Origin of the sequence: Nocardia sp. NPDC049190, from assembly GCF_040648115.1 — a bacterium.
GTDB lineage: Bacteria > Actinomycetota > Actinomycetes > Mycobacteriales > Mycobacteriaceae > Nocardia.
Genome location: NZ_JBEZDE010000004.1, coordinates 108,250 through 123,679, shown reverse-complemented (window position 1 = coordinate 123,679; position 15,430 = coordinate 108,250). Strand labels below are relative to the sequence as shown.

15 protein-coding genes are annotated in these 15,430 nt (G+C 66.5%); 6 read left to right on the top strand and 9 right to left on the bottom strand.

Annotated elements, in window-relative coordinates; all coding sequences use genetic code 11:
- Positions 1 to 45 precede the first annotated feature (45 nt).
- Entirely contained in the window at positions 46 to 678 is a 633-nt protein-coding gene (gene pyrR, locus AB0B25_RS05905; protein ID WP_357175329.1) for a bifunctional pyr operon transcriptional regulator/uracil phosphoribosyltransferase PyrR, read from the bottom strand.
- Between the two features lie 241 nt (positions 679 to 919).
- On the opposite strand from pyrR, the gene AB0B25_RS05900 reads away from it, so the two are divergent.
- Positions 920 to 1,546, top strand: a complete 627-nt coding sequence (locus AB0B25_RS05900; protein WP_357175326.1) for an alpha-ketoglutarate-dependent dioxygenase AlkB — start codon at positions 920 to 922, stop codon at positions 1,544 to 1,546.
- A gap of 51 nt (positions 1,547 to 1,597) precedes the next feature.
- Positions 1,598 to 2,311 carry an HD domain-containing protein gene (locus AB0B25_RS05895; protein ID WP_357175323.1) on the top strand — a complete coding sequence of 238 codons (714 nt, stop codon included), beginning with the start codon at positions 1,598 to 1,600 and terminating at the stop codon, positions 2,309 to 2,311.
- Between the two features lie 139 nt (positions 2,312 to 2,450).
- Here the strand turns inward: AB0B25_RS05895 and AB0B25_RS05890 are convergent, their stop codons facing one another.
- Positions 2,451 to 3,026, bottom strand: coding sequence for a helix-turn-helix domain-containing protein (locus AB0B25_RS05890; protein WP_357175320.1), 576 nt, complete (start codon positions 3,024 to 3,026; stop codon positions 2,451 to 2,453).
- A gap of 89 nt (positions 3,027 to 3,115) precedes the next feature.
- On the opposite strand from AB0B25_RS05890, the gene AB0B25_RS05885 reads away from it, so the two are divergent.
- Together AB0B25_RS05885 and AB0B25_RS05880 are read left to right on the top strand one after the other, a co-directional pair.
- A complete protein-coding gene (locus AB0B25_RS05885; protein ID WP_357175316.1) occupies positions 3,116 to 4,099 on the top strand; it encodes a zinc-binding dehydrogenase in 984 nt (327 codons plus the stop codon).
- Between the two features lie 79 nt (positions 4,100 to 4,178).
- Entirely contained in the window at positions 4,179 to 5,351 is a 1,173-nt protein-coding gene (locus AB0B25_RS05880) for a serpin family protein (RefSeq protein WP_357175314.1), read from the top strand.
- Positions 5,352 to 5,406: 55 nt separating this feature from the next.
- Here AB0B25_RS05880 and AB0B25_RS05875 read toward each other — a convergent pair whose 3' ends face one another.
- Both AB0B25_RS05875 and AB0B25_RS05870 read right to left on the bottom strand, forming a co-directional pair.
- Complete coding sequence (locus AB0B25_RS05875; protein WP_357175311.1) at positions 5,407 to 6,636, bottom strand: FAD-dependent oxidoreductase; 1,230 nt, start codon at positions 6,634 to 6,636, stop codon at positions 5,407 to 5,409.
- 120 nt (positions 6,637 to 6,756) lie between these two features.
- Complete coding sequence (locus AB0B25_RS05870) at positions 6,757 to 7,290, bottom strand: DUF4334 domain-containing protein (RefSeq protein WP_357175309.1); 534 nt, start codon at positions 7,288 to 7,290, stop codon at positions 6,757 to 6,759.
- A gap of 203 nt (positions 7,291 to 7,493) precedes the next feature.
- Between AB0B25_RS05870 and AB0B25_RS05865 the strand changes: the two genes are divergently transcribed.
- A complete protein-coding gene (locus AB0B25_RS05865; protein ID WP_357175306.1) occupies positions 7,494 to 8,750 on the top strand; it encodes an SLC13 family permease in 1,257 nt (418 codons plus the stop codon).
- Between the two features lie 28 nt (positions 8,751 to 8,778).
- Here the strand turns inward: AB0B25_RS05865 and AB0B25_RS05860 are convergent, their stop codons facing one another.
- The 4 genes from AB0B25_RS05860 to AB0B25_RS05845 are packed head-to-tail and all read right to left on the bottom strand — an operon-like array spanning position 8,779 to position 11,313.
- Positions 8,779 to 9,042: a YciI family protein gene (locus tag AB0B25_RS05860; protein WP_357175304.1), complete on the bottom strand. Its 264-nt coding sequence runs from the start codon at positions 9,040 to 9,042 to the stop codon at positions 8,779 to 8,781.
- The gene (gene nusB / locus AB0B25_RS05855; protein ID WP_357175301.1) at positions 9,039 to 9,542 is read right to left on the bottom strand and encodes a transcription antitermination factor NusB; all 504 of its coding nucleotides are present in this window, start codon (positions 9,540 to 9,542) and stop codon (positions 9,039 to 9,041) included. Before nusB ends, AB0B25_RS05860 begins: the two co-directional genes overlap by 4 nt.
- Before the next feature lie 31 nt (positions 9,543 to 9,573).
- Entirely contained in the window at positions 9,574 to 10,137 is a 564-nt protein-coding gene (gene efp, locus AB0B25_RS05850) for an elongation factor P (protein ID WP_357175298.1), read from the bottom strand.
- 48 nt (positions 10,138 to 10,185) lie between these two features.
- Complete coding sequence (locus AB0B25_RS05845; RefSeq protein WP_357175295.1) at positions 10,186 to 11,313, bottom strand: Xaa-Pro peptidase family protein; 1,128 nt, start codon at positions 11,311 to 11,313, stop codon at positions 10,186 to 10,188.
- Positions 11,314 to 11,548: 235 nt separating this feature from the next.
- Here AB0B25_RS05845 and AB0B25_RS05840 point away from each other — a divergent pair, with 235 nt between their 5' ends.
- Positions 11,549 to 12,022 (top strand): A24 family peptidase, encoded by a 474-nt coding sequence (locus AB0B25_RS05840; RefSeq protein ID WP_357175293.1) that lies wholly within the window; start codon positions 11,549 to 11,551, stop codon positions 12,020 to 12,022.
- Between the two features lie 111 nt (positions 12,023 to 12,133).
- Here AB0B25_RS05840 and AB0B25_RS05835 read toward each other — a convergent pair.
- Positions 12,134 to 15,430 (bottom strand): HAMP domain-containing protein (locus AB0B25_RS05835; protein WP_357175291.1); only part of this gene is annotated, 3,297 nt, incomplete at its 5' end.

Below are 15,430 nucleotides of genomic sequence, written 5' to 3'. Positions count from 1 at the left end.
CCACCTGGACCACCGCGCCCGGCGACACCATGGGGAGGTGGCACATCACGCCTCCTCCTGGTGCAGGTAGACGCCGTCGCGACCATCGTGCTCGGTGAGCAGCACCGAGACGTCCTCGGACCGGCTCGTCGGCACGTTCTTGCCGACGTAGTCGGCGCGGATCGGCAGTTCGCGATGGCCGCGGTCGATCAGTACCGCGAGCTGCACGGCGCGCGGACGGCCGAGGTCACGTAGACCGTCGAGCGCGGAGCGGACGGTGCGGCCGGAGAACAGGACATCGTCGACCAGGACGACGAGCGCGTCCTCGACGCCGCCTTCAGGGACCGAGGTGCGTTCCAGCGGACGATGCGGGCGGCTACGCAGATCGTCGCGGTAGAGGGTGATGTCGAGCGAGCCGAGCGCCGGGCGTACACCCGAGAACTCCTCGATCTTGTCGGTGAGCCGCGCGGCCAGGGTGGTGCCCCGGGTAGGAATGCCGATCAGCACTACGCGAGGAGCGTCCGGCTCACCCGCGTCCAGCGCGGTCTTCTCGATGATCTGGTGCGCGATGCGCGCGATGGTCCGGCCGACATCCGACGGCGACAACAGCTCCCGCCCCGCCGCTACCCACTCCGGGGTGTGTCGCTGCGAATTCTCGGCAGCGCCGGACTTGGCGGCCCGCTGTTCGGGCACAGCCATGCCGACCTCCTTCCCCGCCTCACCGGACGGTCCGTTAAAGGATGTCTTACGGGCAGCAGCGTAACAGCGAACTTTCCCGTGCGTTACCCAGGCATATCACCCTGTGAGCAGGACCACGACCGCGATATGGGCCGCACCACCCCTCCGTTCACGGCTGGCGCCGACCATCACCTGAGGGCCGCGCACGACGCCGGCCGCAATCAACTAGCACATATGTTCGATCGGCGCTACGCTCGACGACATGTCGACACCACTGCAGGGATCGCTGCTCGACGGATTCGGTGACACCGAACTCGGGTCGCTGCGCCGGATGCGCCGTACCGGGCTCGACCGCGGCGCCTGGGTGGACGTGCTGCCGGGATGGCTCGCCGGCGCGGACGCGCTGTTCGATCGGCTGGTCGACAACGTGCCGTGGCGAGCCGAGCGAAGGCCGATGTACGACCGGGTGGTCGACGTACCCCGGCTCGTGAAGTTCTACGAGGAGCACGAACCGCTGCCCGACCCGGCACTGGCCGCGGCGCGCGCGGCGTTGAGCACCCACTACCACCGCGAGCTCGGCGAACCGTTCCGAACGGCTGGGCTGTGCTACTACCGGAACGAGCGTGACAGCGTCGCGTGGCACGGCGACACCGTCGGCCGGGGCGCGACCGGCGACACCATGGTCGCCATCGTGTCGATCGGGGCGCCGAGAGCGTTGATGCTGCGTCCCCGCGGCGGCGGGGCGAGCCGCAGATTCTTTGTGGGACATGGCGATCTGCTGGTCATGGGCGGTTCATGTCAGCGGACGTGGGAGCACGCCGTACCGAAGACGCGCAGACCCGCCGGCCCGCGCATCAGCATCCAGTTCCGCCCGCGTGGCGTGCGGTAGTTCGTTCCGAACCGGATGTCGTATGCCACCTGGCGCGGTTAGATTGGCAGCATGAGCAATCCCGGGGCGGGAGTCTTGGCCGTGATGCCGCTGCACACGATCAGCGAGGTCTACGGCGAGTCGGGGCTGCGTGACCGACTGTTGTTGGAGATCGATGGGTTGCCCGATCCGGCGCGGCTCGCCGCCGCGCTCGATGTGGCAGCCGATCTGCACCGCGAAGATCGCTACGGACGCGAACCGTATCTCAATCATCTCCTCCGTGTGGCGATTCGGATCATCAGCCACTACGAAATCCGAGACCCGGACGTGGTCGCCGCCGGACTACTGCATGATTCGGTCGAAGACCATGCGACCGAGCTGGCCGCGGGCCGGGACGGTCCCGCCGTCCCCGCCGCGTTGCGAGCGCTCACCGAACGATTCGGCGCGCGAGTCTCCGATCTCGTCGCCGCGGTGACCAACCCCGAACCCGATCCGTCGATCGACCGACAGGTCCAGTACCGCGAACATGTCGCCGCGAACCTGGATCATAACCCGTGGGCGCGGATCATCAAGCTCTCCGACTTCACCGACAACGGTGTCGGCATCCTGTATGCGACCGGTCCGACCATGCACAAACTCGCGGCCAAGTATCGCCCGCTCACCAAGGTCTACCGCGAGTTGGTCACCCGGGCCGACACGCCGTTGGTCGATCATGTCAAACAGCACATTCTCGAACAGCTCGGGCGCGCGGACGAACGTTTCGACGCCATCCTGGCGCGGGAGTGATCACCGGTCGACACGAAGCACGGAATCTGCGCGAGCGATTCGTCGCAGCGCTGTCCGCGATCGCGCTATGACAGCGCCTGGCTGCAGTTCCTCGTCCACCAGGTGATCAACGCTCCGAGCGCCGCGCTCGTGGCGGCGATCACCGCGCGCGAACCACCGATTCGACCAACTCGCGGACACCGGCCAGCAGCCGGTCGGTCTCGTCGGCACGGACCATGCGCGCCACCAGCTCGCCACTGAGCGTTCCGAGCAGCAGCCGACCGACCACCTCGGCATCGAGATCCGGCCGCGCCTCGCGCAGCAGCGCGACGATGTGGTTGTCCCAGAACGCATGGAACTCCGCGGTTCGCGGATGCGGTGGCACCGTGCGATAGGCGACCATCAGCTCGGAATTGTCGACCACCAACCGTGCCATCGCGTCGAAGTACGCGATCAAGCGCGCGGCGGCGGGGGCGCCTGGGCCCAGCGGCGGCGGGCCGCCGGTGATCGAATCCATGAGAGTGAGCGCGCTCTCGGCGACCATTTCATGCAGCAGTCCGGCGCGACTGCCGAAACGGTGGAAAATCGTGCCTTTGCCTACCCCGGCGGCGGCCGCCACCCGCTCCATGGTGATCGCCTCGGCGCCGTGTTCGGCGAGCAATGCCGTGGTCGCCTCCAGGATCGCGCGGCGGTTGCGCGCCGCATCCGCCCGTTCCTTCGGCCTTCCGTCGGTCATCACGCCCGCTTTCATTGACAAGTTGACCAACGGTCCATATCGTTCGGCATGCACCTAAATGGACCATCAGTCAACTTATGGAGTGTGCAATGCAGGCAATCGTAATGACGGACACCGGCGGACCGGATGTGCTGGTCGCGCGGGAGGTCCCGGCCCCGCAAGCGGCCGCGGCCGAGGTGGTGATCCGCACCGAGGCAATCCCCGTGCTGTTCCCGGAGACCAGACTGCGCTCCGGTGAGTTCCCACTCGCCGCACCGCCGCCGCTGGTGTTCGGGTTCCAGGCGGCAGGCGTGGTCACCGAGGTAGGGATCGATATCGATCCCGCGCTGGTCGGACAGCGTGTCGTCGTTAGCACCACGGGCTTCGGCGCCTACGCCGAGTTCGTTGCCGCACCAGCGGAATCCGTGGTGCCCATTCCGGACGGACTGTCCTCGGTGGACGCGGCGGCTGTGCTGATGAACGGGTCGGTGGCGATCCCACTGCTGGAAACCGCCGCGCTCACCGGCGTCGAGACCGTCCTGATCCAAGCGGGGGCAACGGGCGTCGGCAGCGCCTTGACTCAGCTGGCCAAGAATTACGGCGCGGCCCGCGTTGTCGCCACGGCCGGCGGTCCGGGGAAGGTAGCGCAGGCCAGGAAACTGGGCGCCGATGAGGTGATCGACCACAACGACCCGGCCTGGACGGCGAGGCTGAGCGAAGTTCTCGCCGATGCGACCCTCGACGTGGTCTTCGATTCGATCGGCGGCACGACCGCACTCGACCTACTCGACCTGATGACGCCCGCGCGCGGGCGAATGCTGGGATACGGCTGGCTGTCCGGCGTGCCGGCACAGGTGTCGGCGACCGATCTGACCATGCGCGGACTCACCTTCACCGGATGTGCCGGACCCGCGTGGCTCAGCCGAGTCGCCGCGGCGCGCACCGCGGTTCTGGCCCACACGGCCGACGGCGGATTGGTCCCACTGGTCGAGGCGGTGCTGCCGCTGAACCAGGCGAGCGAGGCGCACCGACTGGTGGAGGATCGCGTACCGCTGGGCAAGATCGTGCTGCGGCCGGAGCCCAGTCGACGATAAGACCACACCATCGGACCGAAAGGCGGCGTCTCGGCCCGCTGCGAGGGTGCCGGGTCGGCGGGGTCGTAGGGTGGGTGTAATGCGGACATCGCTGCAATCCCATGTCAGCGCGGCCAACGCTCTCACAGCGCGATGGTGTGCGCAGGTGCGCGCGGATGACTTCGTGGTCTCCGGCGCCGGGGTGTACCCATTGCTGGCGTTGCTCGCGTCGGCGGCGGCGGGCCCGGCGCGAGACGAGTTGGCGGCCGCGATCGGCGTACCCATCCAGACCGGCCAGGACGCGGCGCTGGGGTTGCTGCGAGACCTCGAACGCGCCGAGGCGGTCTCCGCGGCGCTCGGCATCTGGGTACGTCGTGACCTTCCATTACACGAGGAGTGGTCGGATCGTTTGCCCGCCGGAACCATCGCACGGTTGGCCGGGCAGGATGTGCTCGACGCCTGGGCAGCCCGGCATACCGACGGACTCATCGAGCGATTCCCGCTCGAGGTAAATCCCGACGCGTTACTGGTCCTCGCCACCGCCCTTGTCGCGAAGACCCGGTGGCGCGTCCCCTTCGAGGTCGGGACGCTGATGCCGAAAAATGGTCCGTGGCAGGGACATCGCGGCCCAGGGTTGGCGCGGACGAGCAACGATCCGACGAACGCCGCGATTCTGGACGCGCCACAGCCCGTCACCCGCGTCGTCGTCGAAGGCGTCGCCGACCTCGATGTACACCTGCTGATCGGCGCGGGCACGCCGGACGCCGTACTCGACACGGGGCTGGCGGCCTTGGCCGATGCGGTGCCGATCCGCACCGATCTGCCGGTCGGCACCGAAGCACCCGGACTGACCGTGCGTACGGAGTCGATCATGTCGAATTCCGACCAGCTACGAATCCAGGTGCCGCCCTTCGAGATTCGATCCACGCATGACCTGTTGGCCGGAGCCGGATTGTTCGGGCTGGCCACCGCGAGCGACTGCACCCATGGTCATTTTCCGGCCATCTCCCCCCTGCCGCTGTGTGTCGGCCAAGGAGTTCAAGAGGTCCTCGCCCGGTTCACCCACGAAGGCTTCGAGGCCGCCGCGATGACCACGTTCACCCTGCGGGCGGCCAGCGCCCCACTGCGACGGCATCGCGCGACCGTCGTGTCCGCGATATTCGACCGGCCATTCGGTTTTCTCGCGGTGCATCGACCGACCGGCATGGCGGTTGTCACGGGATGGGTTGCCACACCGCCTGATTCAGCATTCGGTACCGCTGGCTCGAGATAGTCACGCACGGTCCGAAGCAGCCGACACAGCTGGGCACGCGAGGCGAGTGGCCGAGTCAGGGACGTCGAGCGAAATCCGGCGCGTGCTCCGGCAGCGCGCCGCGAGCGACGAGAAACGCTGGGACATCGCGCAATACGGGGATCCGACGCAAGACGCGGACCGCCAGCGGTGCCCGCGGGGCGGTCGCGATGTCGATTCGTCCATCGAGCGCCGGGGCGATCGCCACGGCGTGCAGGAAGCGCTGCATGCCCTGCGTCACGACAGTGGGAAAGGTCCTGCGCCGCTGCACCTTCGCCAGATCCCTGGTACCGACCGCGCCGGACAGCAGCGGCGCGGCCAGAACTCGGGCCGCCGCCACGGCGTCCTGCACGGCCAGGTTGATGCCGACACCACCGACCGGAGACATGGCGTGGGCCGCGTCGCCGAGGCAAAGCAGGCCGTTGGTGTACCACCTGGTCAGGCGGTCGAGCTTCACCTCCAGCAGCTTCACCTCGTCCCAGCTGGTCAGCGCGTCGACGCGGTCCCCGAGCCAGGGCGCGGCGTCGACCATGACACGCATGATGTCCTGGACCGGTCCGCTCCGGGCCGCCTTGTCGGCGCCCTTGGCGATCAGCGTCGCGCATTGCCAGTAGTCGCCGCGGTCGAGTAGGACTGCCGCACGATGGGCGGTGACGAGCGGCAGCGCACCCGCCGGGTCGATGTCGGTGCGTGGCAGACGGAACCACCACACGTCCATCGGTGTGAGCCACTTCCGGGTCGGCAGTCCCGCCGCCGATCGCAGCACTGAACCGCGTCCGTCGCAGGCCACCGTGAGCTCGGTCTCGATCGTGCCGGTGGCGCCGTCGGCGGTCCGGTAGCCGACGCCGGCCACCTTGCCGTCGATCCAGATCAAGTCAGTGGCCTCGGTGGACATCCGCAGCCGGAAGGTGGGCTCCGATTCCGCGGCGCGCGCGAGCAGATCCAAGAGATCCCACTGCGGCACCATGGCGATGTATTTGTGCTTGCCCGGCAGGTTTCGGAGGCTGACCAACGTCTGCACCCCTGCCGCGGTCGGCAACTGCACTTGATCCAGTTTGCGCGCAGGCAGCTTCGCGAACTCGGCCCCGAGACCGAGTTCGTCGAGGAGGTCGAGGGTGGTGGGATGCACGGTGTCCCCGCGAAAGTCGCGCAAGAAGTCTTTGTGTTTCTCCAGCACGGTGACATCGACGCCAGCGCGAGCCAGCAGCAGTCCGAGAATCATGCCGGCAGGACCGCCACCGACCACAAGGCATGTCGTGCGTTCCATCGACTGTCCCTCCCTCGGTCGCCGCATCGCCGCAAGGTGTCGCCTGTTTGCGCGAATACTAGTGCGGGGCGCGCCGCGCCGGACCTGGATCGAGAACCGCGGTCCGGACCCGCGGGATACTCAGCCGTTTTCCCGGTGCAGGAGGAAGAAGTACGGCTGGGTAATCCCGCGCATATCCATCACCCCCAGCACGGTGTGCTCGTCCGCACGACGAAAGTGATCGATGATCGGCAGGTGGTCGTACACCATCGCGGTACTGGTGACGCCGCGGTATTCGACGTGACGCAGTCGCGCTGCGGGTCGGTGGGCGCGCAGCGCGGGGCGGACGTAGGCCAGCAACCTGCGCGCGACGCGCACTCCGGACAGCGGCACCCGCCCGGCCAGGGTGAGCGGAACGCGACGCGGATCGACCGCGAACACGGTGCCGCCCGCGGTGAACAGCAGCGGATGCACGCTGTCGGGACCGTCGAACTGTTTGCCGTACCACCCCGAGGCCACCAGAACGCCGTCGAACGGGTGCCCGGTGTGTAGTTCGTCACCACGCCATCGCCCCGTCGTGATCTCGTCGATCCGTACCGCAGGCAGACGATCGAACAGCGCCCACGCCTCCTCCGCCGTGCGGACATCCATCGGAGTCTGCTCGTTCGCGGCCATGGCTCCCACTTCCTCCCGATAGCAACGTTGCGATAGTAATCCCATCTGTCTCTCAATCTGGCAGCCCATGCGACCGTCGGTGACCCGGGTCCATCGGACAGCGGAACACCGGCGACCGGACGCGACGCTTGCGGTCGGTCGAAGAGGCGAACGCCCAGCCCCAACAATCAAGGGGTGGATGGCATTGCTGCCAGAATGGCAGCGTGCCCGAACCCGTCGACTCCCTCGAACGGAAACTGTCCTCGCCTGCCACGACGCCGTCGTGCTCGCGGCGACGGCTCAGTGTCCTCGACTGGGTCCGACTCGCATTGTTGCTGGCCGGACTGCTGTGCGTACTCACCGGCTTGCTGCCGCGTGCCGAAGCCGCCGCGAACATGCGCCGCATCGGCCCGCTGCTGCTATTCCTCGGCAGTGTGATCGTGTTGGCGGAGCTCACCAGGCAGGCCAAGGTGTTCGACGTCATCGCCCATCGTCTGGCGATCCTCGGCCGCGGTTACTACCCGGCGCTGTTCTTCTTGTGTGTGCTGTTCGCCTCGGCCACCACGATCCTGCTGAACCTCGACACCACGGCCGTGTTGATCACGCCCGTCATGCTGGCACTCGCCGCGCCCGCCCGAATTCCACCACTGCCGCTGGCCATGACCACGCTATGGCTGGCGAACACCGCGAGCCTGCTGCTGCCCGTGTCCAACCTCACCAATCTGCTCGCCGCCGACCGGGTGGCACTGACCGCGACCGGGTTCGCCGCGAGGATGTGGGCGCCACAGCTGGTTTCGCTCGCGGCGACCATGGTGTGCCTGTGGGTCTGGTATTGGCGGCGCGGGCGACGCGCGACAGAACGCTATGTGCCGCCCGAGCCGATCCGCCCGGAAAACTTCCGCGAACGCGCGCTGATGGGCACCACCGCGGGGGCATGTCTGCTGTTCATCCTGGCGATCCCGGTCGTCGGCGACCGGATCGGGATCGCAGCCACGCTCGCCGCAGCTATCGCGGTGCTGGCATTCGCCGTCTTCGATCGTCGCGCACTCCGGCTGTCCCTCATCCCGTGGCAGCTGCTCGTCTTCGTGGTCGGGCTGTTCCTGGTGGTGCCCACGCTGAGCCGGTTCGGGCTCGCCGATCTGATGCACGCCCTGATCGGCACCGACGCCGGCGCCGCAGGGGCTTACCGGGCGGCGGCGGCAGGCGCCGCCCTCGCCAATGTCGCCAATAACCTGCCCGCCTACACCGCGGGGGAAGCGGTGGTCCCCGCAGCGAACCAGAACCAGCTGCTCGCCCTGCTGATCGGCACGAATATCGGCCCGATCGTCACGCCGTGGGCGTCGCTGGCCACGCTGCTGTGCTTGGAGTTCTGCCGGACTCACCACGTGCATGTCCCCAGGTCGCGGTTCCTGCTCACCGGCCTCGTCCTCGCCGCCGTCGCCACAACCGGCTCGGTCACGACGCTGCTGCTCGTGGGATAGCCGGGACCAGCGCCGAGACCGACAACGGTCAGTGCGGCGTGGTGATTTCCCACTCGTGAACGGTGAGTTCCGAGGAGGCGGTCGTGTGCACCGGATCGGTAAACGCGATTGCCCGTGCGGCGTCCAGGTTTTCGGCGTAGATAACGTAGGCGCCGCCGGTGCCGTCGGTGAAGCGACCGCTGTCCCGCAACTGCCCACGCTCGCGCAGCGACCGGAGAAACTGCCGGTGCGGCTCGATCACGGCGGCGTCGAAGTGCGGCGTGCGCATCACCAGAACGAGGTACGTGCTCACGTTTCCGGCTCGTCGCGCGGGGCGCGGGTCGCCGCCGCCGCTGCGCGTACCTGCGGCGCCACCTGGACCACCTGGCCGAGCACGCCGTTGACGAACGAGGGAGAGTCGTCGGTGGACAGCTCCTTGGCCAGCTCCACCGCCTCGTCCACGGCGACGATCGGAGGGACGTCCCCCGCGTGGAACAACTCCCACACCGCGATCCGCAGAATAGCGCGATCAACGGCGGGAAGCCGCGACAACGTCCAGTCCTGCAGATAGGACTCGATGGTGTTGTCCACCCGGTCCAAGTCGTCGGCCACACCCGTGACCAGTGTGCGGGTGTAAGCGTGCACCGGCGCGACCGCCTGGTCGTGCGAGGCCAACTCGGACCGCTCGTCGAGCAGGTCGGCTGCGTCGATATCCCTGGCCTCGGCCTCGAACAACAGGTCGACCGCGCGACGGCGGGCCTTGTGCCGCGCGCCGAGCTTCTTGAACGTGGACTTCTTGTCCTGTTCTGCCACTGTCACAGATCCCGGTCGCCGTACCCGGCGATCAGGCGTTGACCCGGCCGAGGTAACTACCGTCACGCGAGTCGATCCGCAGTTTGTCGCCGGTGTTGATGAACAGTGGGACCTGGACCTCGGCGCCGGTCTCCAGGGTGGCCGGCTTGGTGCCGCCGGTGGAGCGATCGCCCTGCAAGCCGATATCGGTGTGCTGCACGACGAGCTCGATCGACACCGGAAGCTCGACGTAGAGCGGCTCGCCCTCATGCGTAGCGACCTGTACGGTCATGTTCTCGAGCAGGAAGCGGGCGCCGTCGCCGATCGTCTCCTCGGAGATGGAGATCTGGTCGAAGGTCTGGCCGTCCATGAAGACGTAGTCCGAACCGTCGTGGTACAGGTAGGTCATGTCGCGGCGGTCGACGGTGGCGGTCTCCACCTTCACACCGGCGTTGAAGGTCTTGTCGACCACCTTGCCGGACACGACGTTCTTCAGCTTGGTCCGCACGAATGCGGGGCCCTTGCCCGGCTTCACATGCTGGAACTCGACGATCTGCTGGAGCTGACCGTCGATCTTCAGCACAAGCCCGTTCTTGAAGTCGCTGGTGTCCGCCACTGTCCTCGGATCTCCTCGTTCTACCGCTCGGTTTCGGGCAGACCGGCGTCACTCGACGACGGTCAGGTCTTTGCTGGTGTGGGTGAGCAGCTCCGGGCCCCCTTCACGCACCACGAGCGTGTCCTCGATCCGGACCCCGCCGCGGCCGGGAAAGTACACACCTGGTTCGACGGTCACCGCCACGCCAGACAGAAGTGTACCGGTTCCCGTTTTCGCGATTCCCGGCGCTTCGTGGACCTGTAGTCCGACGCCGTGCCCGAGGCTGTGCACGAACAGCTTGCCGTGCCCGGCTGCCTCGATCACCGACCGCGACGCCGCGTCGACATCGGCGACCTTCACCCCGGGTCGCAGCGCCTCGCGTCCGGCCCGCTGCGACTCCTCGACCAGCGCATACACCTCCCGCTGCCACTCCGTCGGCGTACCTAGCACAAAAGTACGGGTCATGTCGGAGTGGTAACCGCCGACCACCGCGCCGAAGTCCAGCTTGACGAAATCGCCCGCGGCGAGCACGGCTTCGGTAGGGCGATGATGCGGGACAGCCGAATTCGCGCCGGTCGCCACGATCGTTGTGAACGACATCCCTTCGGCGCCGTTCTCGAACACGGCCCATTCCAGGTCCCTGGCCACCTGGCGTTCGGTGCGCCCGGGACGCAGCGCACCGCGTTCGAGCAGCGCGGCAAGACCCGCGTCGGCCGCCGCGCACGCTGCCCGCAACTGCTCCACCTCGTGGGCGTCTTTCACCATCCGAAGTTGCTCGACCAGTCCCGGCGTGGCGACGAACTCCAGGCCGGTGCGCTGCTCGACGAAGCCGCGGTGCTGGTCGACCGTGACGACCTGGCTCTCGAAGCCGACCCGGCCGAGTTGCCACTCGCCCGCCAGTTCCACGATCCGGCGTGCGGTGGCCTGCGCGATCTCGGCTCGCAGGTCGGGAACCTGCTCGGCGACCTGGGTGCGATACCGCCCGTCGGTGCCGATCACGGTGCGGTCCTCGGCGTTGCGTGTTTCCCAGGAATGCACAAGTAGCGCCGCGTTGGACCCGGTGAACCCGGTCAGGTACCTGATGTTCACCAGATCGGTGACCAGCAGACCATCCACCCCGTTTTCCACCAGCAAGCTCCGCAGCGCGCCACGTCGCGCCGCGTAGTCGGGCGCGTGGCTAACGTGATCAGCACACATACCTCAAAGCTACCGCCGACGCACCACGGGTCGACGAGCAACACCTGCCGGCGCTCCCGATCCACCCGCAGCCCACCGGTCGGATTGCGGCGCGCCGGACAGGATGCGTTGGCGCCGGGCAATTTCCATGCGCGGGAGATGTACTGCTGATCAGTCGCTGTTCACATCCGGACCGGTTGTGCACATTTCGGTGGTGCCCGGATGTCCGGCGTCGAATTCGGCCAGAGTGGGAGGCATGCCCCCGCTCGTGTTCGCCGCGCTCGCCGCCTGGTGTGCCGCACTGACCATGTACGACCTTCGAGAGCGCAGACTGCCGAACACTCTCACCGGCCCCGGTGCGCTGGCGATTCTCGGATATGCCCTGATTACAAGGCAATTCACTGTCGCAGTACTCGGCGCGACACTCCTTTCGGGGGCGTATCTGCTGATGCACCTGAGCGCCCCCACGGCGCTCGGCGCCGGCGATGTGAAGCTCGCGGCGGGGCTCGGAGCCGCCGCCGCGCTGGGTGGCGCCCAGGCGTGGGTGCGGGCGGCACTCGGCGCACCAGCACTCACGGCAAGCCTCGCGGTGGTCGTGCTGGTCGCGCGGCGTGTGGTAACACCAACCACCGCCCACCGCTCGAGCAACCGGATCACCGTGCCGCACGGGCCTGCGATGTGCCTGGCCACGCTGCTGGCCCTGCTATCGTCCACACCGGGGGCGAACTGAACGCGACCGACGCAGCCGCGCGAAGTCGACGTCCGGCGAGCACACGCTGCTATACCAGCGCCGCAGGCGAAGGTCGCCCGAGGCAGATCCCATTCCCGAACCCGAGATCGGCTATCCGGCCGATTCGGCACTCGGTTGCTCGACGGCCTGCAACCAGCGGTCGATGCAGTCCAGGAGTTCGTCGGCGTCGACGGGTTTGGTGATGTAGTCGGTGGCGCCGGAGGCCAAACTCTTCTCCCGATCGCCTGACATGGCCTTGGCGGTGACCATGATGATCGGGAGTCGGTCGAAGCGCGGCATCTTCCGTATCGCCGCGGTGGTGGCGTAACCATCCATCTCCGGCATCATCGCGTCCATCAGGATCACGTCGACATCCGGATCGGCCCGCAACATCTCGATACCCTTGCGGCCATTGGGCGCATGATCGACGGACATCCCGTTCAGTTCCAGCAGTCCTACCAGCGCCAGGACATTGCGCGCATCGTCATCGACGATGAGGACCTTGCGCCCCGTCAGCCTGAGCTGCCCCCTGCGGTGGGCCGGCGCTTCGAGCTTCGTCCGGTGCGGATGAGTCAGCACCAGGATGAACCGTTCGCGAAACTCATCCTGCGACGCCAGCAGGTCGACCCGATGTTTTCGGGCAACTGTCTCGGTCAGCCGTTCCTGGTCAGGCTCCAGCTCATGGACCGGATACGCAAGCAACGGAATACTTCGTGCTTGGGTGCCCTCGCGAAGCCCGCGTAGCGACTCCGGTGCAGCCGCACTCGGCAGGCTCGCGTCGAGCAAGACGCACCGGTATGGACAGAAAAGCAACATATCCAGCGCTTTCTCGGCGGTACCGACGGAATCGATACGGACCGGTCCCGCGGTGTCCGCCAGCGCCGGAACGATCTCACGAACGAGCTTTGTCAGCGGTCTATCGCCGTGGTCCTCTACCACGAGCACCGAACATTCCATGGACGTCAACCGTGTCGCATCGACGGTGACCTCCGATTGTGTCGTCACCGGCAAGTAGAGGGTGAACGTGCTGCCGACACCGAACTGGCTTTCGGCCCGGATCTCACCACCCAGCAAATTCGCCACCTGTCTGCTGATCGACAGGCCGAGACCGGTGCCGCCGTATCGCCGACTGGTGGTGCCATCGGCTTGCTGGAAGGCGGAGAAGATGGTCTCCAGATTCTGCTCGGCGATACCGATCCCGGTGTCACTCACGGAGAACGCAATGTGGTTGTCCAGCCGCCGCACCCGAAGCCGGATCATGCCTTTCTCGGTGAACTTGACCGCATTGGACAGCAAATTGCGCAGTACCTGGCGTAGCCGCTGCTCATCGGTGTCGATATGGGTGGGAACGGCCGGTTCGACATCGATATCGAACTCGAGGCCTTTTTGGCTGGTGAGTGGCTGAAAAGTCGTCTGCACGTACTCCAGCAATTCCCGCAGCGGAACGGGCTCCTTCTGCATCTCCATCTTCCCCGCCTCGACCTTGGACAGATCGAGAATGTCGTCGATCAACTGCTGAAGATCTCTACCGGCGGACTGGATCACGTTGGCGAACTCGACCTGCTTCGGGGTCAGATTCCGGGTCGAGTTCTGCGTCAGGATGCCCGCCAGAATCAGCAGACTGGTCAACGGCGTGCGCAGCTCGTGCGACATGTTCGCGAGAAATTCCGACTTGTACTTCGATGCCAGCGCGAGTTGTTGCGCTCGTTCCTCTATTTCGCGCCGGGCCTGTTCGATTTCGAAGTTCTTTATTTCGATATCACGGTTCTGTCGGACGAGCAATTCCGCTTTTTCTTCGAGAGCCGCGTTGGAGTGTTGGAGCTCTCCCGCGAGTCGCTGAGATTCTTCGAGCAGGGAGTCGGTGCGTGCACTGGCCATTATCGTATTGACATTCACGCCGATGCTCTCCATCAGCTGTTCGAGAAAATCTTGCTGTACGACCGTGAACCGGCTGAAAGAGGCCAGTTCGATGACGCCGAGCACCTGGTCCTCGAACACGATCGGCAACACAATGAGGTTGACCGGCCGTGCACCGCCGAGACCGGAGCAGATCTCGATATAGTCCGGCGGCGTCCGGTCGACCACGATCGCCGTTTTGGACAGCGCCACCTGTCCGACCAGCGACTGTCCGAGCTCGAATACGGTGCCGTCTTCGTTACGCCCGTACCCCGCGATCAGCCGCAGCTGGGCAGGCTTCTGCTCCGACTCCATGAAGAAGAACGCGCCGTATTGCGCGCCGACAAGCGGAGTGAGCTGGTTCATGATCAACTGGGCGACGGCGCTGAGATCGCGGTGCCCCTGTAAACGTCCGGAAATCCGCGCCAGGTTGGTATTGAGCCATGCCTGCTGTTCGTTGGTGCGAGTCGTTTCACGGAGGGACTGCACCATCGAGTTGATGTTGTTCTTGAGTTCGGCGACCTCGCCCTTCGCCTCGACCGCGATCGAGCGGGTCAGGTCTCCGGTCGCGACCGCGCTGGTGACCTCGGCGATGGCACGCACCTGACGGGTCAGGTTGCCCGCCAGTTCGTTGACGTTCTCGGTCAAACGCTTCCAGGTGCCGGACACCCCCTCCACCTCGGCCTGTCCGCCGAGCCGGCCGTCCTTACCCACCTCACGCGCCACCCTGGTCACCTCGGCAGCGAACGACGACAAGGTGTCGACCATCGTATTGATCGTCGTCTTGAGTTCCAGGATCTCGCCACGCGCGTCGACGTCGATCTTCTGTGACAGATCGCCACGCGCGACCGCCGTGGTGACCTGCGCGATCGAACGCACCTGGCTGGTCAGGTTGCCCGCCATCGAGTTCACATTGTCGGTGAGATTTTTCCACGTGCCCGCGACATTGGGCACGCGCGCCTGCCCGCCGAGGATGCCTTCGGTGCCGACCTCACGGGCCACGCGGGTCACCTCATCGGCGAACGAGGACAGCGTGTCGACCATCGTATTGATGGTCTGCGCCAGCACCGCGACCTCGCCCTTGGCCTCGACGGTGACTTTCTGCGACAGATCGCCGCGGGCCACCGCGGTGGCGACCTGCGCGATCGAACGCACCTGGTCGGTCAGGTTGTCCGCCATGACGTTGACCGACTCGGTCAAGCCCTTCCAGGTGCCGGACACGCCCTTCACATCGGCCTGGCCACCGAGCCGCCCCTCGGTACCGACCTCACGGGCCACACGGGTCACCTCATCGGCGAACGAGGACAGCGTGTCGACCATCGTATTGATGGTGTCCTTCAGTTCCAGGATCTCCCCACGGGCATCCACCCGGATCTTCTGCGACAGATCACCCTGCGCGACCGCGGTGGTGACCTGGGCGATCGAACGCACCTGGTCGGTCAGGTTGTCCGCCATGACGTTGACCGACTCGGTCAAGCCCTTCCAGGTGCCGGACACGCCCTTCACATCGGC

What these genes read in the sequence shown, in the direction of transcription:
- AB0B25_RS05880 (WP_357175314.1), top strand. Translation starts at nt 4,179, where the DNA reads ATGCGGACATCGCTGCAATCCCATGTCAGCGCGGCCAACGCTCTCACA.
- AB0B25_RS05875 (WP_357175311.1), bottom strand. Translation starts at nt 6,636, where the DNA reads ATGGAACGCACGACATGCCTTGTGGTCGGTGGCGGTCCTGCCGGCATG.
- AB0B25_RS05900 (WP_357175326.1), top strand. Translation starts at nt 920, where the DNA reads ATGTCGACACCACTGCAGGGATCGCTGCTCGACGGATTCGGTGACACC.
- AB0B25_RS05845 (WP_357175295.1), bottom strand. Translation starts at nt 11,313, where the DNA reads ATGTGTGCTGATCACGTTAGCCACGCGCCCGACTACGCGGCGCGACGT.
- AB0B25_RS05890 (WP_357175320.1), bottom strand. Translation starts at nt 3,026, where the DNA reads ATGACCGACGGAAGGCCGAAGGAACGGGCGGATGCGGCGCGCAACCGC.
- AB0B25_RS05840 (WP_357175293.1), top strand. Translation starts at nt 11,549, where the DNA reads ATGCCCCCGCTCGTGTTCGCCGCGCTCGCCGCCTGGTGTGCCGCACTG.
- AB0B25_RS05885 (WP_357175316.1), top strand. Translation starts at nt 3,116, where the DNA reads ATGCAGGCAATCGTAATGACGGACACCGGCGGACCGGATGTGCTGGTC.
- pyrR (WP_357175329.1), bottom strand. Translation starts at nt 678, where the DNA reads ATGGCTGTGCCCGAACAGCGGGCCGCCAAGTCCGGCGCTGCCGAGAAT.
- AB0B25_RS05870 (WP_357175309.1), bottom strand. Translation starts at nt 7,290, where the DNA reads ATGGCCGCGAACGAGCAGACTCCGATGGATGTCCGCACGGCGGAGGAG.
- AB0B25_RS05895 (WP_357175323.1), top strand. Translation starts at nt 1,598, where the DNA reads ATGAGCAATCCCGGGGCGGGAGTCTTGGCCGTGATGCCGCTGCACACG.